The 21,564-nt window shown below is 36.5% G+C and carries 25 protein-coding genes; 23 read left to right on the top strand and 2 right to left on the bottom strand.

Annotated elements, in window-relative coordinates:
- Positions 1 to 72 precede the first annotated feature (72 nt).
- The gene (locus MHB70_RS06580; protein ID WP_001240651.1) at positions 73 to 603 is read left to right on the top strand and encodes a peptidoglycan recognition protein family protein; all 531 of its coding nucleotides are present in this window, start codon (positions 73 to 75) and stop codon (positions 601 to 603) included.
- Positions 604 to 712: 109 nt separating this feature from the next.
- On the top strand, positions 713 to 1,693 hold the full coding sequence (locus MHB70_RS06585; RefSeq protein WP_001168501.1) for a YpdA family putative bacillithiol disulfide reductase: 981 nt from the start codon (positions 713 to 715) through the stop codon (positions 1,691 to 1,693).
- 32 nt (positions 1,694 to 1,725) lie between these two features.
- On the opposite strand, the gene ansA is transcribed toward MHB70_RS06585, so the two are convergent.
- Positions 1,726 to 2,700, bottom strand: coding sequence for an asparaginase (gene ansA, locus MHB70_RS06590; RefSeq protein WP_000822005.1), 975 nt, complete (start codon positions 2,698 to 2,700; stop codon positions 1,726 to 1,728).
- A 180-nt stretch (positions 2,701 to 2,880) separates the two neighbouring features.
- On the opposite strand from ansA, the gene MHB70_RS06595 reads away from it, so the two are divergent.
- From MHB70_RS06595 to MHB70_RS06610, 4 genes are all read left to right on the top strand, one after another.
- Positions 2,881 to 3,054 carry a DUF5359 family protein gene (locus MHB70_RS06595; RefSeq protein WP_000754950.1) on the top strand — a complete coding sequence of 58 codons (174 nt, stop codon included), beginning with the start codon at positions 2,881 to 2,883 and terminating at the stop codon, positions 3,052 to 3,054.
- A gap of 130 nt (positions 3,055 to 3,184) precedes the next feature.
- Positions 3,185 to 3,862, top strand: a complete 678-nt coding sequence (gene cmk, locus MHB70_RS06600) for a (d)CMP kinase (protein WP_000361259.1) — start codon at positions 3,185 to 3,187, stop codon at positions 3,860 to 3,862.
- Positions 3,863 to 4,196: 334 nt separating this feature from the next.
- Positions 4,197 to 5,345: a 30S ribosomal protein S1 gene (gene rpsA, locus MHB70_RS06605; RefSeq protein ID WP_000229553.1), complete on the top strand. Its 1,149-nt coding sequence runs from the start codon at positions 4,197 to 4,199 to the stop codon at positions 5,343 to 5,345.
- A 12-nt stretch (positions 5,346 to 5,357) separates the two neighbouring features.
- Positions 5,358 to 6,407, top strand: coding sequence for a type 2 isopentenyl-diphosphate Delta-isomerase (locus MHB70_RS06610; RefSeq protein ID WP_000251048.1), 1,050 nt, complete (start codon positions 5,358 to 5,360; stop codon positions 6,405 to 6,407).
- A gap of 351 nt (positions 6,408 to 6,758) precedes the next feature.
- Here MHB70_RS06610 and MHB70_RS06615 read toward each other — a convergent pair whose 3' ends face one another.
- Complete coding sequence (locus MHB70_RS06615; RefSeq protein WP_000513901.1) at positions 6,759 to 6,893, bottom strand: YpzI family protein; 135 nt, start codon at positions 6,891 to 6,893, stop codon at positions 6,759 to 6,761.
- Positions 6,894 to 7,010: 117 nt separating this feature from the next.
- On the opposite strand from MHB70_RS06615, the gene MHB70_RS06620 reads away from it, so the two are divergent.
- The 17 genes from MHB70_RS06620 to aroB all read left to right on the top strand — a co-directional run bounded on the left by MHB70_RS06620 (position 7,011) and on the right by aroB (position 21,502).
- Positions 7,011 to 7,622, top strand: coding sequence for a YphA family membrane protein (locus MHB70_RS06620; RefSeq protein WP_000349114.1), 612 nt, complete (start codon positions 7,011 to 7,013; stop codon positions 7,620 to 7,622).
- Positions 7,615 to 8,508, top strand: a complete 894-nt coding sequence (locus MHB70_RS06625; RefSeq protein WP_000141591.1) for a YIEGIA family protein — start codon at positions 7,615 to 7,617, stop codon at positions 8,506 to 8,508. Before MHB70_RS06620 ends, MHB70_RS06625 begins: the two co-directional genes overlap by 8 nt.
- Positions 8,505 to 8,690 carry a capping complex subunit for YIEGIA gene (locus tag MHB70_RS06630; RefSeq protein WP_000979055.1) on the top strand — a complete coding sequence of 62 codons (186 nt, stop codon included), beginning with the start codon at positions 8,505 to 8,507 and terminating at the stop codon, positions 8,688 to 8,690. Before MHB70_RS06625 ends, MHB70_RS06630 begins: the two co-directional genes overlap by 4 nt.
- Positions 8,691 to 8,814: 124 nt before the next feature.
- Positions 8,815 to 10,125 carry a ribosome biogenesis GTPase Der gene (gene der, locus MHB70_RS06635; RefSeq protein ID WP_001125887.1) on the top strand — a complete coding sequence of 437 codons (1,311 nt, stop codon included), beginning with the start codon at positions 8,815 to 8,817 and terminating at the stop codon, positions 10,123 to 10,125.
- A gap of 18 nt (positions 10,126 to 10,143) precedes the next feature.
- Entirely contained in the window at positions 10,144 to 11,166 is a 1,023-nt protein-coding gene (locus MHB70_RS06640) for an NAD(P)H-dependent glycerol-3-phosphate dehydrogenase (RefSeq protein ID WP_000161758.1), read from the top strand.
- Between the two features lie 120 nt (positions 11,167 to 11,286).
- Positions 11,287 to 11,538, top strand: a complete 252-nt coding sequence (locus MHB70_RS06645; protein WP_000369753.1) for a stage VI sporulation protein F — start codon at positions 11,287 to 11,289, stop codon at positions 11,536 to 11,538.
- Between the two features lie 227 nt (positions 11,539 to 11,765).
- A complete protein-coding gene (locus tag MHB70_RS06650) occupies positions 11,766 to 11,969 on the top strand; it encodes a DUF2768 domain-containing protein (RefSeq protein ID WP_001289001.1) in 204 nt (67 codons plus the stop codon).
- Between the two features lie 64 nt (positions 11,970 to 12,033).
- Entirely contained in the window at positions 12,034 to 12,747 is a 714-nt protein-coding gene (locus tag MHB70_RS06655) for a hypothetical protein (RefSeq protein ID WP_061530158.1), read from the top strand.
- A 243-nt stretch (positions 12,748 to 12,990) separates the two neighbouring features.
- The gene (spoIVA, locus tag MHB70_RS06660) at positions 12,991 to 14,469 is read left to right on the top strand and encodes a stage IV sporulation protein A (RefSeq protein ID WP_000416518.1); all 1,479 of its coding nucleotides are present in this window, start codon (positions 12,991 to 12,993) and stop codon (positions 14,467 to 14,469) included.
- Positions 14,470 to 14,767: 298 nt separating this feature from the next.
- The gene (locus MHB70_RS06665; RefSeq protein WP_001043860.1) at positions 14,768 to 15,040 is read left to right on the top strand and encodes an HU family DNA-binding protein; all 273 of its coding nucleotides are present in this window, start codon (positions 14,768 to 14,770) and stop codon (positions 15,038 to 15,040) included.
- Between the two features lie 120 nt (positions 15,041 to 15,160).
- Positions 15,161 to 15,730: a GTP cyclohydrolase I FolE gene (gene folE / locus MHB70_RS06670; protein WP_061530157.1), complete on the top strand. Its 570-nt coding sequence runs from the start codon at positions 15,161 to 15,163 to the stop codon at positions 15,728 to 15,730.
- A 183-nt stretch (positions 15,731 to 15,913) separates the two neighbouring features.
- Positions 15,914 to 16,663, top strand: a complete 750-nt coding sequence (locus MHB70_RS06675; protein ID WP_000332836.1) for a heptaprenyl diphosphate synthase component 1 — start codon at positions 15,914 to 15,916, stop codon at positions 16,661 to 16,663.
- A gap of 29 nt (positions 16,664 to 16,692) precedes the next feature.
- The gene (menG, locus tag MHB70_RS06680) at positions 16,693 to 17,406 is read left to right on the top strand and encodes a 2-heptaprenyl-1,4-naphthoquinone methyltransferase (RefSeq protein WP_001187664.1); all 714 of its coding nucleotides are present in this window, start codon (positions 16,693 to 16,695) and stop codon (positions 17,404 to 17,406) included.
- A gap of 31 nt (positions 17,407 to 17,437) precedes the next feature.
- A complete protein-coding gene (gene hepT, locus MHB70_RS06685; RefSeq protein WP_000776088.1) occupies positions 17,438 to 18,400 on the top strand; it encodes a heptaprenyl diphosphate synthase component II in 963 nt (320 codons plus the stop codon).
- A gap of 124 nt (positions 18,401 to 18,524) precedes the next feature.
- The gene (gene ndk / locus MHB70_RS06690; protein ID WP_000415890.1) at positions 18,525 to 18,971 is read left to right on the top strand and encodes a nucleoside-diphosphate kinase; all 447 of its coding nucleotides are present in this window, start codon (positions 18,525 to 18,527) and stop codon (positions 18,969 to 18,971) included.
- A 273-nt stretch (positions 18,972 to 19,244) separates the two neighbouring features.
- Positions 19,245 to 20,417 (top strand): chorismate synthase, encoded by a 1,173-nt coding sequence (aroC, locus tag MHB70_RS06695; RefSeq protein WP_061530156.1) that lies wholly within the window; start codon positions 19,245 to 19,247, stop codon positions 20,415 to 20,417.
- Positions 20,417 to 21,502 carry a 3-dehydroquinate synthase gene (gene aroB / locus MHB70_RS06700; RefSeq protein ID WP_061530155.1) on the top strand — a complete coding sequence of 362 codons (1,086 nt, stop codon included), beginning with the start codon at positions 20,417 to 20,419 and terminating at the stop codon, positions 21,500 to 21,502. The genes aroC and aroB overlap by 1 nt, the downstream gene beginning before the upstream one ends.
- Positions 21,503 to 21,564: the final 62 nt, after the last annotated feature.

The following is a 21,564-nucleotide window of genomic DNA, read 5'->3' on the forward strand; positions in this document are numbered from 1 at the left end:
GCGATAAGGACATTGCTACCGAATACATATATAAGGAAGTAAGGTAATTTTCTAAAGCGGGAGTTGGTAGTAATGGCGATGTTTCCTATAGAGCGTAACTATATTGGATATGGAAGTTCACGACCGGGAATTCCTCTTTCTAAAGTAAGGTTTATTGTAAGTCATGATACAGGAAATCCTGGTAGCAATGCAATAGGAAATCGGGATTACTTTAATGAAATACAACCGAAAGCTTCGGCGCATACATTTATAGATGACAAAACAATATTGGAAATTGTTCCTATAAATGAAGTTGCGTATCATGTTCGATATGGTGTGTCGACGGATAATGACTTATATGGTTATGATGCGAATAAGGCTGCCATTGGTGTGGAACTTTGTTATGGCGGTGATGTTAACTTTTGGGAAGCGTATACGCGTTTTACATGGTATCATGCTTATTTATGTCAAAACTTTGGCTTGAATCCGAAAAAAGATATCGTATCACATAAAACACTTGATCCAGCTAGAAAGATTGATCCTGAAAATGTATTAGGGAAACAAGGTATTAAATTTCAACAGTTTTTAGCAGATGTCTATCGGATGTACGTTTCGTTTAGATGACAAACGTATGAAAAATGAATACAATAAAGATAGGTGCCTACTGTTGTAAGTAGGTTTTTTCTTGTTTTTATAAATAGTGCAGAGGTAGAAGACTAGGAGTGAACCGAGTATGCAGAAAGAAACAGCTATCATAATTGGAGGCGGTCCGTGCGGATTAGCAGCAGCAATTTCGTTGCAAAAGGTAGGGATTAATCCGTTAGTAATTGAAAAAGGAAACATTGTAAATGCGATTTATAATTATCCAACTCATCAAACATTTTTCTCCTCTAGTGAAAAATTAGAAATTGGTGAAGTAGCTTTTATTACCGAAAACCGTAAGCCAGTTCGAAATCAAGCACTTGCGTATTATCGCGAAGTAGTAAAGCGTAAATCTGTACGCATAAATGCTTTCGAACGAGTAGAGAAAGTTCAAAAAGATGGAGAAGTTTTTAAGGTTGAGACGACGAAACGTGACGGACATAAAGAAATATATATAGCGAAATATATTGTTGTAGCCACTGGATATTATGACAATCCAAATTATATGAATGTTCCAGGTGAGGAACTGAAGAAAGTAGCTCACTATTTTAAAGAAGGACATCCTTATTTTGATCGAGATGTAGTAGTTATAGGTGGAAAAAACTCAAGTATAGACGCTGCGTTGGAACTTGTTAAAGCAGGAGCGCGTGTAACGGTACTGTATCGTGGAAGTGAGTACTCGCCGAGCATTAAGCCGTGGATTTTACCGGAATTTGAGGCGTTAGTACGAAACGGTACAATTCAAATGCATTTTGGGGCTCATGTGAAAGAAATTACTGAACATACATTAACGTATACCGTTGATGACGGGGCATTTACAATCCAAAATGATTTTGTATTTGCGATGACGGGTTACCATCCTGATCATAGTTTCTTAACGGAGATGGGCGTTCGAATTGATGAAGAAACTGGGCGTCCGATTTATACAGAGGATAGAATGGAAACAAACACTGAAAATATTTTCATTGCAGGTGTAATTGCCGCTGGGAATAATGCAAATGAAATATTTATCGAGAACGGTAGATTTCATGGAGATGCGATTGCGCAAACCATTGCGTCGAGAGAAAAATAAAAAGAAGCTGTCGAAAAATTCGACAGCTTTTTTTATTCGTGCATAAACATATTTTGGATTGTTTCATGTGATTTTGTATTCTCTAATGCGACTAGTAATTTAATACGTGCTTTTTGAGCGTTTAAGCCGTATGTGAATATAACGCCCATATCTTTTAATTGTTTGCCGCCACCTTCATATGAATATACGTCTTGAACGATACCATTGAAGCAACGTGAAACTAATACGACTGGAATTCCTTTGCTTATTAATCGTTCTAAACTAGGGAGTGTACGTGGAGGCAAATTACCTTGTCCAAGCGCTTCAATGACAATTCCGTCAACTGGAAGGTTTTCAATTGCTGCTAACAATGTATCATCCATACCAGCATATGCTTTTAGAACAACTACGCTTTTAGAGATGTTATTTACTGTATACGTTTCATGATGTACTAAAGCGTGATGGAAAACAACACCACGTTTTGTTACCATTCCAATTGGTCCATATTGTGGACTTTGGAATGTTGCAACATTACTTGTATGTGTTTTCGTTACATTTGTAGCGCAATGAATTTCGTCGTTTAATACGACTAGAACACCTTTTTCTGCAGCTTCATTACTGCTAGCTACTTTTACAGCTGATAAGAAGTTATATAGACCATCAGCACCTAATTCATTACTAGAACGCATTGCGCCTGTTACTACGATTGGAATAGTTGCTTTGACTGTTAAATCTAGGAAATATGCGGTTTCTTCTAATGTATCCGTACCATGCGTAATGACTACGCCATGAATGTTGTCTTGTTTTACTCTTTCATCAATGATGACTTGTAATTGTAACATCTCGCTTGGTGTCATATGAGGAGATGGTAGATGGAACACATCTTCAACGATTAAATCAACATCGCCTTCTAAATCAGGAATGAATTTTAAAAGAGGATTTTTTTCTCCTGGTTGTACGACCCCAGTTTCTTTATCTTCCTCCATTGCAATTGTTCCACCTGTGTGTAAAACTAGGATTCTTTTCAATGCTTATACCCCTTTCAAGTTGAAAAATACATTTAGAACATAACATGTTTTGAGTAAATTCGACAATGAAAATGTATAAAAGCATGCTTGGAATATGACAATAAATTTAATTGCGCTATGTACGTTGTATAAAATCATGAAATGTAATGTGTAAGTATATGGTGGGAAGGAGTGGATATCTTGAAGAAGGTGGAGAAAATTATCATTCGTATATTAATAATTCAATTTATTTGTCTTTGTGTTGTGCAATTGTTATTTATACATAAGTCATCAATAAAATATCTATCTAAAATTGTTTATTATGAAGGTGTCGTCGCGAAAAATAAAGAAGAAATCTTACAGGTGAGTAGGTAGTTTTCGTTTTCTTCTAGGAAGGATTATGCTACAATAATTGAGGATTTAATGACGTGAAGCAAATGAGAAGAAGCAGGGATGAATACCTGCTTTTCGTTTTGTTTTATAAGTGAAAAAATGAGGTGTTACAATGGATAAACGAATTTCAATTGCTATAGATGGTCCAGCAGCTGCTGGGAAAAGTACAGTTGCAAAAGTTGTGGCAAAGAAGCTTTCTTACGTTTATATTGATACAGGCGCAATGTACCGTGCTATTACATATGCAGCCCTTGAACAAAAAGTGGATATTGAAAATGAAGAAAAGCTAATGGAAGTTGTAAAAAATGTGAATATTGAATTTCAACAAGGAGAAAATACACAACTTGTATTTTTAAATGGACAAGATGTTTCGGAAGTTATTCGTACGCCTGATGTGACGAATCGAGTATCTATTGTGGCAAAGCATCGTCTTGTTCGTGAAGAAATGGTTCGTCGTCAACAAGAATTAGCGGAAAAAGGCGGCGTTGTAATGGATGGCCGTGATATTGGTACACATGTGTTACCAGATGCTGAAGTGAAAATCTTTATGCTTGCTTCTGTAGAAGAAAGAGCGGAAAGAAGACATTTAGAAAATATAAATAAAGGTTTCGATTCTAATTTAGAGCAGTTACAAGAAGAAATTGCTCAGCGTGATAAATTGGATTCAGAACGCGAAGTTTCTCCTCTAAAAAAGGCTGATGATGCATTGGAATTAGATACAACTTCTTTATCAATTGAAGAAGTCGTCCAAAAAATTATGGGTATTGTTTCAGGAGTATTTGCGAAATAAAGAAAGGGGATTATCCTCTTTCTTTTTTTGTTTGTATAGAAATGTAAAGGATACGTGAATTGTGAGTCTCTTTCCTTGACAAATGAGCCGATTTATAAGAAGTTAGTTAAAGAGGAATAAAACTGTCAGAATATATTCGCTATTATATTTCAAAACATACTTTCTTCAAGATGATTTTGCTGTATACTATTTATATAGGATTAATATATTTTCTTATGAATGCTATTGAAAAAGAGTATGTGATGATAAATTCTTAAACATGCAAATGAAAACATTTGTTTTCATTTCGTATATACATAAAAATGCTTTGTCAATTCTGTAGGGAGGTATTTCCATGGTAGAGAAAATGAATGAAGAAGTTATGGATTCAAAAGAATTACAAGTTGGTGACGTTGTTACAGGTTCTGTAACGAAGGTTGAAGAAAAACAAGTGCTTGTAAATGTTGGATACAAAACAGATGGCGTAATTCCAATTAGTGAATTAGCTAACGTTCATATTGAAAAAGCAAGCGATGTTGTAGAATTAGATCAAACACTAGAATTGAAAATTATTAAATTAGAAGAAGATGATCTTGTTTTATCTAAACGTGCTGTTGATGCAGAAAAAGCATGGGTAGAATTACAAGAGAAATTTACTTCTGGTCATGTATTTGATGTTACTGTAAAAGATATCGTGAATGGTGGATTAGTTGTGGACCTAGGCGTTCGTGGTTTTATCCCAGCTTCACTTGTAGAAGTACATTATGTAGAAGACTTTTCTGACTATAAAGGAAAAACATTAGCGGTAAAAATTGTTGAATTAGACCGCGAAAAAAATCGTGTAATCCTTTCGCATAAAGCGGTAGTAGAATTAGAACTAGATTCTAAGAAAAAAGAAGCAATCTCTTCGTTAAAAGAAGGGGATATTGTTGAAGGAACAGTACAACGATTAACGGATTTTGGTGCTTTCGTTAACGTTGGTGGTGTGGACGGTTTAGTTCACATTTCGCAAATTTCACACGAACGTGTGGAGCAACCATCTGAAGTGCTAGAGCAAGGTCAAAAGGTAAAGGTAAAGGTGCTATCTGTTGATGCTGATACGCAACGTATCTCTTTATCAATTAAAGCAGCTCAGCCGGGACCTTGGGAAAATGTTGCTGGTGAAATAAAAGCTGGTGATATTCGTGAGGGAGTAGTAAAACGTCTAGTTACATTCGGTGCTTTCGTTGAAATTTTACCTGGCGTTGAAGGGCTTGTGCACGTATCTCAAATTGCAAATCGTCACGTGAAAAATCCAAATGAAGTATTGGAAATGGGACAAGAAGTAAAAGTGAAAGTACTTGAAGTACATGTAGCGGAAAAACGTATTTCTTTAAGTATAAAAGAAGCACTTGAAGAAAATAATGTAACAGAAGATTATAGCAAATATGAGCCAAATGCTGATTCTGCTACTTTCCAATTAAGTGATATTATTGGTGAACAACTGAAAAAATTAAAGAAATAAAGAGGGGTACGAGTGGTAAGGGCAAAACGTAAATTAGATCATATTGAATATGCTCTTTCTACTGGTCAGTCTCGTACGCATGGCTTTCATGATATTGATTTTGTGCATCAAAGCTTGCCAAATTCAAGTTATGATACTATAACATGTGAAACAAAAATCGGCGAACTTTCACTAAGTTCGCCGATTTTTATCAATGCGATGACTGGTGGTGGAGGAGAGCAAACGTTACATATTAATGAGCAACTAGCATATGTAGCGAAACATCATAATCTCGCTATGGCTGTAGGTTCGCAAATGGCAGCGTTAAAAGATGAGCGTGAGGCGGCTTCTTATAAGGTCGTTAGAAAGATAAATCCAAATGGGATTTTCTTTGCGAATTTAGGTAGTGAGGCAACTGTCGAACAGGCAGAGCGTGCCGTTGATATGATTGAAGCAAACGCACTACAAATTCATTTAAATGTTATACAAGAGTTAACGATGCCTGAAGGAGATCGTGATTTTACGGGGGTACTTCAGCGGATTGAACAAATTGTTTTAAAGAGTAAAATTCCTGTCATTGTAAAAGAAGTTGGATTTGGGATGAGTAAGGAAACAGTGCAACAGTTAGTGAGTATAGGTGTAACGGCAATTGATATTGGTGGACAAGGTGGTACAAATTTTGCTGCTGTTGAAAATGAAAGAAGACAGCGAATGCTTTCTTATTTTAATAACTGGGGCATACAAACAACTACCTCGATTATTGAAGCAACCTCTACAAATAACAACCTCTCTTTTATTGCATCTGGGGGCATACAAACAGCGCTTGATGTGGCGAAGGCAATCGCATTAGGGGCGAATACAACCGCATTTGCTGGATACTTTTTACGTATTTTAATGCAAGATGGTATCGAGAAGTTAGTGGATGAAATTGATTTTTTACATACAGATTTAAAATTTATTATGACAGCTCTTGGTGCGAAGACGATAGAAGAGTTGCAATCTGTACCTCTTGTTGTAAAGGGCGAAACGTATCATTGGTTAATGCAGCGTGGTATTGATACAACGCATTATAGTAGGAGATAAAAAACCAACCGAACGGTTGGTTTTTTGTTTTCTATTCTTTTTTGTAATATAAAGTAGGGAACGGAATTAGTATTCTATAAAAAACAGACGTTTAATAAGATTAATTGTATATAAAAATATTATTGGGCGGAATTTGCAATTGAAAAAGAGGTTGCAAAAATGAGAAAATATAGAAGAGGTGATGCTGAATTATTAGAGAGAGTTTAAATTTCCTATGGGAAATAGGTGAAGGTGAAATTAAGTCATGGGAAAATTAGTATATAAAATATTATTTCAATATAAATAAAAATCATTAAAATAATTATGAAAAAAGACGGTTTCGGACAATATGGAAACCGTCTTTTTGTATGTTTAGTGCTGATTTTGCTTGCGAGCTTGCTCCGGTGTATCAAGACTTGTTGCACCAGGATATTGAAGTGATTGGTCGCGATCCGATTCAACGCGGCGTGATTCTCTTAGTTTTCGTTCTTGGCGATCTTTACCCATTGTGAATAGCACCTCCTTATTAAAAGTGTTGCTGTTATATGAAAAAACTATGCGTAAAGAAAGGGGGATTAACTTTCATAAAAAGTTCCCATAATGGAAAACATAGGAGGTGAAATGATGGATGGGAGTACTTTTTATTTTGTAGCTTGGATAGGGTGGGTTATCGTAACTTTCTTTATGAAAAAGGAATCTATTCGATGGAAGTTAAGTGCTTGTATATTGATTTTTATAATTTGCTCTCCGTTACATGTAACGATTGCTTCATTCACGGTATCAATAAATGCTCTTTTACTTTGTATTATTTCTTTTATAGGGATTACGCTATATTCTATTTGGAAAAAAATATATACCTTACTTTCGGCGCTTATTATTGCAATGTTATATACAAGTTTTCATTTGTTAGAAGTATATGACCCGATTTGGATTGTGGTGGATAGGTTGTTTCTGTTAAGTGGTGCCCTTGTGTATGCATCAGTTTTATTGCATGGAGATCGTTTCCTGCGATTATGTTCTTTATATATAGGGATGTTGCAAGGAGAGTTGTTAGTGACACTTATTTTTCGAAAACTAAACTTCCCTTATGATTACGGTAGTTTAGCGTTTTTTGATATCATCGCCGTTTCTACATTGTTTATGACAATTTTATTTTGGATTGCAAAAGTATCAGTATACATGGAACAGTTTAAGCGGAAAACACGTAAAAGAAAGGCGAGGGTAATACATGACTGAATATACACCAGCCATTTTATGTGGCGTAATAGCAGGGACGGTAACGAGAGTGTTAATGCTTCGCACGGATACGCGGCAATATCCAACGAGGCTTCATGGGAAAATTATTCATATTGCGATGGGGTTAATTGCCGCAGCTTTAGGAGCGATTGCAATCCCGTCTATTTTGAAAAAAGATTTTTCTGCCATTACATTTCTTACGTTAGCAGCGACGCAATTTCGTGATGTGCGTAATATGGAAAGAAATACGCTTCAACAATTAGATGGATATGAGCTCGTACCGCGTGGAAATACATACATTGAAGGAATTGCATTAGTTTTTGAAAGTCGCAACTATTTGGCGATGTTAACGTCGTTTGCAACGACGTTTGCGTATATAGGGTTCCATTCATGGATTGCTGGAGTAATTATGGCTATAATAGCATTTTTTATTGCGAAAAAATTAATGTCAGGCAAAAGGTTACATGATCTTGTTGATATCGAGCATGTACCGCTTCGCTTTGAAGGAGCGGGGCTTTATATTGATAATATTTATATTATGAATATTGGATTGCCGGCAAGGCAAGAAGAAATTATGAAATATGGAATGGGTTTTATTTTAAAACCGAAATCAATTGATGCGATGGTTACAATTGCAAATTTAGGACAACGGCAAGCTATTTTACATGATGTCTCTGTTGCTCTAGGGATATATAGGGATTCAGGTACACCAGCACTTGTACCGTTAGCAAAGCGTGATTTAGAAGATGGAAGAGTTGGCATCTTTGTCTTGCCGCAAGACCAAGATGCCGAGAAAGCGATAGGTGTCATAGGGAATGTGCCAACGCTAGAAAGTGCCGTTCATATGTCATCGGAAGCCCCGAAAGGAAGGGGAGATAAAAGATGATGTTAGAAAGTGTTATTCTCGCGGTAATTACAACGACACCGGAAAAGTTTGCAGGCGGAGCTCCCTTATTTACTTGTGAGACGAAAGAGGAACTAGAATTTGTTGCAAATAATTTAGAGGCGATATTAGATGGTATTGCGCATCGCTTACAAGAGAATGTATATATTATTGTGAAACATTAGCAACGTGTGTTATAATATGAGGTGTTTTGATACGTTGAGAAATATTCTGGAATGCAAATCCCTTCTTGCACAAAGAAGGGTTTTTTACATAATAAACAGAAGCAAGTTGAAAGGATGAAAGTATATGCCGAAACCAGTAATAGCAATAGTAGGCCGCCCGAACGTAGGAAAATCTACTATTTTCAATAGAATTGTTGGAGAAAGAGTTTCAATCGTAGAAGATATACCAGGTATAACGCGAGACCGTATTTATAGTGCGGGAGAATGGTTAAATCATGAGTTTAACATTATTGATACAGGTGGAATTGATATTGGAGACGAGCCGTTCTTGACACAAATTCGTCAACAGGCGGAAGTAGCGATTGATGAAGCAGATGTTATCATTTTTATGACGAATGGTCGCGATGGTGTAACTGCAGCAGATGAAGAAGTTGCTAAAATTTTATATCGTTCTAAAAAACCTATTGTACTTGCGGTAAATAAGGTTGATAATCCAGAAATGCGTAGTGACATTTATGATTTCTATGCATTAGGATTCGGTGAGCCATTCCCGATTTCAGGTACACATGGTTTAGGACTTGGTGATTTGTTAGATGAAGCTGCAAATCATTTTCCGAAGATTGAAGAAGAAGCGTATGACGATGAAACAATCCGTTTCTCTTTAATTGGACGTCCAAACGTAGGGAAATCATCACTTGTAAATGCACTTCTTGGTCAAGAACGTGTAATTGTAAGTAATATAGCAGGAACGACACGTGATGCTGTTGATACACCATATAGCAAAGATGGTCAAGATTATGTAATTATCGATACAGCTGGTATGCGTAAAAAAGGGAAAGTATACGAAAGCACAGAAAAATATAGTGTACTTCGTGCGCTTAGAGCGATTGAACGTTCTGACGTTGTTTTAGTCGTTTTAGACGGAGAAGAAGGAATTATTGAACAGGATAAAAAAATTGCTGGATATGCTCATGATTCAGGACGAGCTGTTATTATCGTTGTAAACAAATGGGATGCAGTGAAAAAAGATGAGAAAACAATGAAAGCATTTGAAGAAAATATTCGTGCTCATTTCCAATTCTTGGACTATGCACCGATTGTATTCTTATCTGCGAAAACGAAAAAACGTACACAAACATTGTTACCAGTTATTAATGAAGTAAATGAAAGTCATAGTATCCGTGTACAAACGAATGTATTAAATGATGTAATTATGGATGCTGTAGCGATGAATCCAACGCCGACTCATAATGGTAGCCGTCTGAAGATCTTCTATGCGACACAGGTTGCGGTAAAACCACCGACATTTGTTGTGTTTGTAAACGATACAGAATTAATGCACTTTTCATATGAGCGCTTCTTAAAGAATCGTTTACGTGAAGCGTTCGGTTTTGTAGGAACACCGATTCACATTATCGCTAGAGCAAGAGACTAATGGAGAGGATGTGATTTTATGACAAAAATCACAGTAATAGGAGCAGGTAGCTGGGGAACAGCGTTAGCGATGGTATTAGCTGACAATGGACATGATGTACGTATTTGGGGAAATCGTTCTGAACTTATGGATGAGATTAATGCGAAACATGAGAATAGTCGATATCTTCCAGGAATTACATTGCCAAGCACAATCGTAGCCTACTCTTCTTTAGAAGAAGCATTAGTAGATGTAAATACAGTACTGTTAGTAGTACCGACGAAAGCGTACAGAGATGTATTACAAGAGATGAAAGAAATTGTTACAGAACCAGTTACGTGGATTCATGCAAGTAAAGGGATCGAACCAGGTACGTCAAAACGTATTTCGGAAGTGATTGAGGAAGAAATTCCAGAGAACTTGATTAAAGATGTTGTTGTACTGTCTGGACCGAGTCATGCGGAAGAAGTCGGCTTACGTCAAGCGACAACTGTTACATCGGCAGCGAAGCGTATGGAAGCGGCTGAGGAAGTACAAGATTTGTTTATGAATAGCTACTTCCGTGTATACACAAATCCTGATATTGTTGGAGTTGAGCTTGGTGGTGCTTTAAAAAATATTATCGCATTAGCTGCAGGGATAACGGATGGTCTTGGATTAGGTGATAATGCGAAAGCGGCATTAATGACACGTGGTTTAACGGAAATTGCTCGTTTAGGAAGAAAAATGGGCGGAAATCCTTTAACGTTCGCTGGTCTAACTGGTATGGGAGACTTGATAGTAACTTGTACAAGTGTTCATAGCCGAAATTGGCGTGCTGGAAATATGCTCGGAAAAGGGCACTCTTTAGAAGAAGTGTTAGAAAGTATGGGGATGGTTGTAGAAGGCGTAAGAACAACGAAAGCTGCTCATGAATTGGCAGAGAAGATGGAAGTTGAAATGCCGATTACAGCTGCTTTATATGACGTGTTGTTCAATGGGAATGATGTAAAGGATGCAGTAGGCTCATTGATGGGACGCGTTCGAAAACATGAAGTGGAAGCTATACCTGATTTACTTTAAATAAAAGCGACAGAAGTACAATTTGTACTCCTGTCGCTTTTTTATTTTTTGATTGGGTCTTTTCACCATTTTTTTATTTTTGCATAGGATGAAATGTAACTTGAGGAGAGGGTGAAAAGAATGGATAATAACATTTTTAATAATATTGAGAAGGAAGCGAAAGTGAACAAAGAGGATATTTTTAAATTAGCGTCATCTGTACAAAATGCGAATTTACGTGATGAAACTGTGCTTCGTCAATTGATTCATCAAGTAGCTCTTATGGCAGGACGTGAGGTGCCGAAAGAGCAAGAGGATCAAATTGTAAAAGCGATTATTAACAATAATATGCCAGCAGATTTTGGCTCGTTAAGCAAAATGTTTAAAAAATAAATTATGAGAAACAAAGAGATTGTAGATTGCATATGATAGCCATGAAAGAATGGGAATAGAGCTGGTAAGGGCATATTTGGTCAACCGAAGCGCAAAATAATGCGCTTCGGTTTTATTTTTGTACATAAATTTTGTTAATTTACATTAAAATGATGAATTGTATTTGTTTAAAGATTTTAATTTGTTAAAATAGTATAAAAATAGATTGGAAGTAAAGGGGTGTATATATGTCAGAAGGGCTTATAAAAATGTGGTTTTCCTTAGGGGCAATGGGATTTATGTTTGTTGCAGTAGTTTTTATTTTATTAAGTAGGCATAAAATGAAAAATAAATTTCTGAAAGGGATTACAGCGTTAGTAGCGTACACCCTCATGATTGTGTCGGGTATTGTTATTTTTCTTGTTGTATTTAGTGGACCTGTGGAGCAGTAAGAGGAGTGTATCTCAAAATGTTACATAAGGAGTAAGTTATACTAGCGTGAAAAGGTGATTGTTAGTGAAAAAAATCCATATTATTTTAATGTTTTGTTGCATCAGCGTTTTAACAGGGTGTATGTATCCGAAAGAAAATATGAAACAAAATGCTGTTCCTTATGAAGATCAGTTACAAGTTGTTCAAAAAGCTATTACGACATATAAGGAACAAAATGGTGGGATATTGCCAATTAAAACGCGTGATATGAGTACACCTATTTATCAAAAGTATCCAATCGATTTTCAAAAAATTGCTCCGCGCTACATACAAGAAGCACCAGGGAATGCGTATGAAAGTGGAGGGGTATACCAATACGTATTAATAGATGTTGAAACAAATCCGACCGTAAAGTTAATTGATATAAGGATGGTTGAACAAATTCAGGAATTATCATTAAAACTAAGGATGTACCGTGATGAACATAGATATCCACCGTTTAAAAAAGTAATTTCAGACGGGGTATATGAATTGGATTACAAAAAACTAGGATATAAAGATGTACCGCAAGTGACAAGTCCGTATTCTGGTAAAGGACTTCCTTTTGTAATCAATGAAAAAGGAGAAGTATTTGTTGACTACAGAATCGACTTATATGAAGTGTTGAAAAAAAATGAAGGGCAATTTAAGGAAGGAGAAGATATTCGAAATATACTATCGAAAGACTCCCCATTTGTTCCCGCATATTCTTTACCGTATACGGTGAAGGACGGAGAACCAATTTTTTTTAAATCATAAGTCATGAACCTTTCTTTTAGCGAATAAGTTCTAGAAGAAAGGTTTTTTATGTTATACAACTTGTGATGCAAACAAAAAGTATTTTTTAAATAGTCATATGAAATTGGACAAAATTATTTGATATATTGTCCGAACTTCTAGAATACCATTATATTATATCAGATATTATAGGCAACGTTAGAGAAGGTATTAGTTGACTATATACGCGGAATTATTCCCAAAAATTTTGAGGGAGGGAATCACTTGGAAAAGGTAGATATTTTTAAAGATATTGCGGAACGCACAGGCGGTGATATTTATTTTGGAGTTGTAGGAGCTGTTCGAACAGGGAAATCAACATTCATTAAAAAATTTATGGAACTTGTTGTTATTCCGAACATTGAGAATGAATCTGACCGCCAAAGAGCGCAGGATGAACTGCCTCAAAGTGCTGCTGGTCGTACAATCATGACGACGGAACCGAAGTTTGTTCCAAACCAAGCGGTTTCTATCGAAGTAGATGAAGGACTTGAAGTAAATATTCGATTAGTAGATTGTGTTGGATATACGGTTCCAGGAGCAAAAGGCTATGAAGATGAGAATGGCCCGCGTATGATTAATACTCCTTGGTATGAAGAGCCTATTCCATTCCATGAAGCTGCAGAAATCGGCACGCGCAAAGTAATTCAAGAACATTCAACAATTGGTGTTGTAATTACAACGGATGGAACGATTGGCGAAATACCAAGAAGAGATTATATAGAGGCAGAAGAACGCGTTGTAAATGAGTTAAAAGAAGTTGGAAAGCCTTTCATTATGATTATCAATACTGTACAGCCGTATCATCCGGATACAGAGCAATTACGCCAAAGTTTATCTGAAGAATATGATATACCAGTAATTGCGATGAGTGTAGAGAGTTTAAGAGAAACAGATGTATATAATGTACTTCGAGAAGCGTTATTTGAGTTCCCAGTATTAGAGGTGAATGTAAACCTTCCTAGTTGGGTAATGGTGCTAAATGAAGGGCATTGGTTACGCAAAAGTTATCAAGAAGCAGTTCAAGAGACTGTGAAGGATATAAAACGTCTTCGTGATGTGGACCGTGTCGTTTGGCAGTTTAGTCAATATGAATTTATTGATCGGGCAAGTCTAGCTGGCATTGATATGGGGCAAGGTGTGGCAGAGATTGATTTATATGCGCCAGATGAATTGTACGATCAAATTTTAAAAGAAGTAGTAGGGGTAGAAATTCGAGGGAAAGATCATTTACTGAAGCTTATGCTCGACTTATCTCATGCGAAAATAGAATATGATCAAGTGGCGGATGCCCTGCGTATGGTAAAGCAAACAGGATATGGTGTAGCAGCACCTGCACTAGCTGATATGAGCTTAGATGAGCCGGAAATCATACGTCACGGTTCAAGGTTTGGTGTGAAATTAAAAGCGGTAGCTCCATCTATTCATATGATTAAAGTAGATGTTGAATCGACGTTTGAGCCGATTATTGGTACTGAAAAGCAAAGTGAAGAATTAGTTCGTTATTTAATGCAAGATTTTGAAGATGATCCATTATCAATTTGGAATTCCGATATATTCGGACGTTCGCTTAGCTCTATTGTTCGAGAAGGAATTCAAGCAAAACTATCTTTAATGCCAGAAAATGCTAGATATAAATTAAAAGAAACACTAGAAAGAATTATTAATGAAGGATCTGGCGGATTAATTGCGATTATATTATAAGAAAAAATCCCTCTCATTGTAGAGGGATTTTTTTATTTTTTACGTATGGAATAGAAAAATAAACAGTCATTATCTAATACATTGTTGTAAATTGTCAAGTTTCATCAGATTTTCACATTTTAAGAGTAACAATTTCCTTAAAAATATTGAATTATAAAGGAGAATCGTATAATATAGGCGTTGATAATGATTTATCTACATCTTTGTAGTATAGAATTTGTAAAAATTGCCTACAAATGAAAGTAAGACTCATTTTATGATCATTATACAGTCTTATCTTTGGGAGGAGGTGAATGGCATGAACAAGACAGATTTAATCAATGCTGTTGCAGAAGCAAGTTCCCTTTCTAAAAAGGACGCAACAAAAGCAGTAGACGCTGTTTTTGATTCTATCTTAGAAGCTTTAAAACAAGGTGATAAAGTACAATTGATCGGATTCGGTAACTTCGAAGTTCGTGAGCGTGCGGCTCGTAAAGGTCGTAACCCACAAACAGGTGAGGAGATTGAAATCGCTGCAAGTAAAGTACCTGCATTCAAACCTGGTAAAGCGTTAAAAGATGCGGTTAAATAATCCTTACATATTAACAGGGAAGAAGAGTTTCCTTTTTGGGAACTCTTCTTTTTGCTTTTAAAAACATAAATATGCTAGAATGTGTTCGTATCACTTTTAGGTTTTCGGGAGGGCTAGCGGATGGCAAAAGTTAATTTAGAACAAATTGAACACGCAGTACGCCTTATTTTAGAGGCAATCGGAGATGACCCAAATCGTGAGGGAGTACTTGATACACCGAAGCGCGTTGCAAAAATGTACGCAGAAGTGTTCTCGGGGATGCATGAAGATCCAAAAGAGCATTTGCATAAAGTATTCGGAGAAGATCACGAAGAGCTTGTACTAGTAAAAGATATACCATTTTATTCGATGTGTGAGCATCATCTAGTTCCATTCTATGGAGTTGCTCACGTTGCATATATTCCGCAAGGCGGAAAGGTGACGGGGTTAAGTAAATTAGCTCGTACTGTAGATACAATTGCATGTCGTCCACAACTACAAGAACGTATTACATCAACAGTGGCTAATTCTATCATGGAAGTACTAGAGCCGCATGGTGTAATGGTAGTAGTAGAAGCAGAACATATGTGTATGACGATGCGTGGTGTGAAAAAACCAGGTGCGAAAACGATAACGACGGCAGTACGTGGTGTGCTTGAAAATGATGCTGCAGCGCGTAGTGAAATTTTATCTTTTATTAAAACGAAGTAAAGAAAAGCGGGAAACTGCTTTTCTTTTTTTTACAAGTAAATAAATGATATAGTGTTAGTTGGGCAGAGTGAGAATAGAAAGATTGCTTACATCAATGGAAGGTGTAGCCAAGTTTTGGTTATAGAAAATAGAATGTATGTGTTATAATAAGTTTTATGAATTAGAAAACAAGGGTGATTTTTTGTGTGTGACATCTACGGAGGGTATGCGGGTATAAAAGAGAAATTGATGGAGAAATTACGCCATCCTTATTTCATAAACTATATTGAAGAACCATGTATTGATGAAGAGAAAATAGCATTGTTATATGGAGCTTTAAAAAGTGAAAATTTACATATAGAACAAATTGAGCATTATGTAGTAACGATTATGCTTGTGCAAATTGCGCTTGATACACATGAAAGAGTATCAAACAAAGCGGGGGAAGAAGCGATTGAATCGCATAAACGCCGCCAGTTAACAGTACTTGCAGGTGATTACTATAGTGGGCTATATTATTACTTATTGTCTATGAATCGTGATATTGTTTTAATTCGCGCGCTTGCTGAAGGAATTAAAGAGATTAATGAACATAAAATTATGCTATACCAAAAAGCGCATGACAAGATGGATAACATAATGGAGAGTGTAGTAACGATTGAATCTGCGCTCCTTCAAAAAACATGTGATCATTTCCATTTATCACATTGGAAACCATTTATAACGTATGTATTAGGGAAAAATCGTCTCCAAAAAGAATGTCAACTGTATGCTGATAAACAACATTCACCTGTTTTTCAAGCAGTGCAAGAGGCTTTAGGGGATAAAGCTGATGCAGAAACAGTTATTAATGAATGGATGATGGAATTACGAAAGAAAGAAGATCAATTTTTAGAAGATCACACAGACATAAGTGAAATAAATTCTGTGTTAAGAGATAAATCGAAGACATAAGCAATTTTACATTGGAAGAAGGTACGAGCATGCAACAATCAAAAGAAGAAAGAGTACATGATGTATTTGAGAAAATTTCAGATAAATACGATGTGATGAATTCTGTAATTAGTTTTCAAAGACATAAAGCATGGCGTAAAGAGACGATGCGTATTATGGATGTAAAACCTGGCAGTAAAGCGCTTGATGTGTGCTGCGGGACAGCGGATTGGACAATTGCGCTAGCAGGAGCTGTAGGTGAGCAGGGGAAGGTTGTTGGTCTAGACTTCAGTGAAAACATGTTATCTGTCGGTAAACAAAAGGTAGAGGCGTTACAATTAAAACAAGTAGAACTTCTACATGGAAATGCAATGGAACTTCCATTTGAAGATCATACATTTGATTATGTAACGATTGGATTTGGTTTGCGTAACGTACCAGATTATTTACACGTATTAAAAGAAATGACACGTGTAGTAAAACCAGGTGGTAAAGTAATCTGCCTAGAAACATCGCAACCAACAATGATTGGTTTTCGACAAGGGTATATTTTATACTTTAAATATATCATGCCGTTATTTGGAAAGATGTTTGCGAAAAGCTATAAAGAATATTCATGGCTTCAAGAATCCGCTAGTACATTCCCAGGGATGAAAGAATTGGCTCAAATGTTTGAGGAAGCTGGACTTGAACGTGTACAAGTGAAACCATTTACTTTTGGAGTAGCAGCGATGCATTTAGGTATGAAACCAGAATCAAAATAGAAAAAAGAAGTTTTAGGTTAAGGTGAACAATATGAAGTTACAACTTATGTACTCTTTTTTACGATCGGATATTAATGTAATAGAAAAAGAATTAAAAAAGACAGTTGCTTCTGAACAGCCATTAGTAGAAGAGGCGGCATTACAACTCATTGAAGCTGGTGGGAAGCGAATTCGTCCTGTATTCGTGTTGCTTGCAGGGAAATTCGGGGATTATAAGTTAGACGCAATTAAGCACGTCGCTGTTGCGTTGGAACTTATTCATATGGCTTCTCTCGTTCACGATGACGTTATTGATGCAGCGTTTTTACGACGCGGTAGTGCGACTGTGAATGCGAAATGGGGAGATCGTATTGCAATGTATACAGGAGACTATCTGTTTGCTAAGTCTCTTGAATGTGTAACAAATATCGAAATTCCAGAGGCGCATCAGGCACTGTCGCATACAATTTTAGAAGTATGTAAAGGTGAAATTGAACAAATTAAAGATAAATATAACTATGACCAAAATTTACGAACGTATTTAAGAAGGATAAAGCGAAAAACAGCATTATTAATTGCTGCGAGTTGTCAGCTAGGGGCGATTGCTGCTGGTGCTAATCGTGATATGGTAAATCGTTTGTTTTGGTATGGGTATTTCGTAGGAATGTCTTATCAAATTATTGATGACATTTTAGATTTCGTTTCAACAGAAGAGAAACTTGGAAAACCTGCTGGTGGTGACTTACTACAAGGAAATATTACGCTGCCTGCTTTATATGCGATGGAAGATCCAATACTCCGCAAGAAAATCACTTCTGTACATGAAAATACAACAGCAAGTGAAATGAAAGAAATTATTGATGCTGTAAAAAATAGTACAGCTATTGATCAAGCATTTGCGTTTAGCGAACGTTATTTACATAAAGCATTGGAAATAATAAAACCACTCCCACGTGGGCAAGCAAAGTATGCATTACAAAATGTTGCAAAGTATATTGGAAAACGAAAATTTTAGTGTTTATTCTAAAAAATAAAATAATCTCTCTATTTCAAAACTATTGCACAATTGTGATAAGGGTGTTAATATGTGTGTGGGGATATACAATTACATACATAATTCAGAAGTGGAGAGATTTTTTATGGAAAAAACATTTCTAATGGTAAAACCAGACGGTGTACAACGTGCCTTCATTGGGGAAATTGTAGCTCGTTTTGAGAAAAAGGGCTTTCAATTAGTTGGTGCAAAATTAATGCAAGTCACTCCGGAAATTGCTGGACAACACTACGGTGAGCATAAGGAAAAACCTTTCTTTGGTGAATTAGTAGACTTTATTACATCTGGACCTGTATTTGCAATGGTATGGCAAGGTGAAGGTGTAGTAGATACAGCTCGTAATATGATGGGTAAAACAAGACCACATGAAGCGGCTCCTGGAACAATTCGTGGAGATTTCGGTGTAACTGTTGCGAAAAACATTATCCACGGTTCTGATTCTTTAGAAAGCGCAGAGCGCGAGATTGCTATTTTCTTTAAAGAAGAAGAATTGGTAGACTACTCAAAATTAATGAATGAATGGATTTACTAATTATTTTGAAATAATTTGTAAACGCTTTAATCACTGTGATAATAGTAAAAAGTGCAAGAAGAATAGGGGTATTCTTCTTGCACTTTTTTTATTTGGATTAGTTACGAAGTTAGAGCGGTTATGATATATTGATATGTAAAGTAAAAGGCCTATCGGAGAATAAGCGAATGGCTGATCAATCATATAATTTCTTTCATATTTTTAGAGTAATGAAAGATAATATCATTGCTTAATATAGCGAGATAAATACATATACGAAAAGAGGAATAACGTATGCGATATATTACAGCTGGTGAATCTCATGGTCCACAACTTACAACGATTATAGAAGGTATTCCAGCAGGACTGCCTTTAGTAGCGGATGATATAAATGAAGAGTTAGCTAGAAGGCAAAAGGGATATGGGCGTGGTAGACGCATGCAAATTGAAACAGATCAAGTGCAAATTGCAAGTGGTGTTAGACATGGAGAGACATTAGGTTCTCCAATTGCACTTGTTGTTGAAAATCGTGATTTTGCACACTGGACAAAAATTATGGGTGCAGAGTCGTTAACGGAACAAGAAGAAAAAGAAATGAAGAGGAAAGTAACAAAACCAAGACCTGGACATGCTGATTTAAATGGTGCGATTAAATATGGTCATAGAGATATGAGAAATGTACTTGAACGTTCTTCAGCACGCGAAACGACAGTGCGTGTTGCTGCTGGTGCGGTTGCTAAAAAAGTGTTAGCGGAACTTGGTATTACAGTGGCAGGCCATGTAATTGAAATTGGCGGTGTACAAGCTAAGGAGATTACGTATCGTTCAATTGAAGAATTAAAAAGTATTGCAGAAGCATCACCTGTACGTTGTTTAGATGAAGAAGCTGGCAACCAAATGATAAAAGCAATTGATGATGCGAAAGCAAATGGTGATTCAATCGGTGGCATCGTTGAAGTAATTGTGGAAGGAATGCCAATTGGAGTAGGAAGTTATGTGCATTATGATCGAAAACTGGATGCGAAATTAGCAGCCGCGATTATGAGCATTAATGCCTTTAAAGGTGTTGAGATTGGAATTGGTTTTGAAGCAGCGCATAGACCCGGAAGTGAAGTTCATGATGAAATTCTGTGGAATGAAGCACGTGGATATACACGAAGAACGAATCATGCAGGTGGATTAGAAGGCGGTATGACGACTGGAATGCCAATTGTTGTGCGCGGTGTGATGAAACCGATACCTACACTATATAAACCTCTTCAAAGTGTGGATATTGATACGAAAGAACCTTTTACAGCAAGCATTGAACGTTCAGATAGTTGTGCTGTACCAGCAGCTAGTGTCGTTGCAGAAGCTGTTGTGGCTTGGGAATTAGCGACTGCTTTAATAGAACAATTTGGATTAGATCGTATGGATCTTATTCGTGAAAATATGGAGAAACATAATGAATATGCGAGGGGATTTTAATGGAAAACATACATATTCAAACGAAATCAAAAGAATATGATGTACATGTTGGGAAAGAGGCATTATTACATTTGACAACATTTGTTCAAAATATGCAGCCAGTTGTATCTAACGTAATGATCATTTCAGATGAAGTTGCTGCATCTTTACATTTACAGACAGTTGTGAATGCATTGCAAGTAGAGCAAGAAGTATTTTCATTCGTTGTACCGAGTGGTGAAAAAGAGAAGTCTTTTGAAAATTTCTATGCGGCTCATACGTCAGCTCTTGAAAATAAATTAGATAGAAATTCTTTAATTATCGCACTTGGAGGCGGAATGATTGGAGATTTGGCTGGTTTTGTTGCTGCGTCGTTTATGCGTGGCATTCGCTTTGTCCAAGTTCCAACGACTTTATTAGCTCACGATAGTGCAGTAGGCGGGAAAGTAGCAATTAACCATCCGTTAGGGAAGAATATGATTGGTGCATTCCATCAGCCAGAAGCGGTTGTATATCATACACCATTTTTATACTCTCTTCCTGAAAAAGAATGGCGTTCAGGTTTTGCAGAAGTGATAAAACATGCTTTGATTGGTGATGTTGAACTGTATCATTGGTTAAAAGAAGAAGTGCAAACATTGGCGGATCTTCGTGATGAGAAGTTAATTCACATATTAATGAAGGCGATTCCTGTAAAAGCAAATATTGTATCACAAGATGAAACAGAAAAAGGTGTACGTGCTCATTTGAACTTTGGACATACGCTAGGGCATGCTCTTGAAAAAGAGATTGGATATGGAAATATTACTCACGGTGACGGAGTAGCAGTTGGGATGTTATTTGCTTTATTTTTAAGTGAGCAAGTGTATAAAGTTGATCTTGCTTATGAAGAGATAAAGCAGTGGTTCTTGCAATACGGCTATCCAAAAATGCCAAGCGATTTGAATGTAGAGCGCCTCGTTCAACTGATGAAACAAGATAAGAAAGCGAATGCTGGAACAATTCATATGGTACTTATGCAGGAATATGGGGTGGTGAACGTCGTATCTATTCCTGATGAGACTGTTCATATTGCGTTAGAAGCATTTCAAAAGGATATGGCTTAAAAATATAGGGACAGTTATGAAGTGCTTATTTAGAGGTGTTTTCGTAATAGTGACGGTTATGA

This window comes from Bacillus sp. FSL M7-1020 (genome assembly GCF_038050415.1).
Lineage (GTDB): Bacteria > Bacillota > Bacilli > Bacillales > Bacillaceae_G > Bacillus_A > Bacillus_A toyonensis.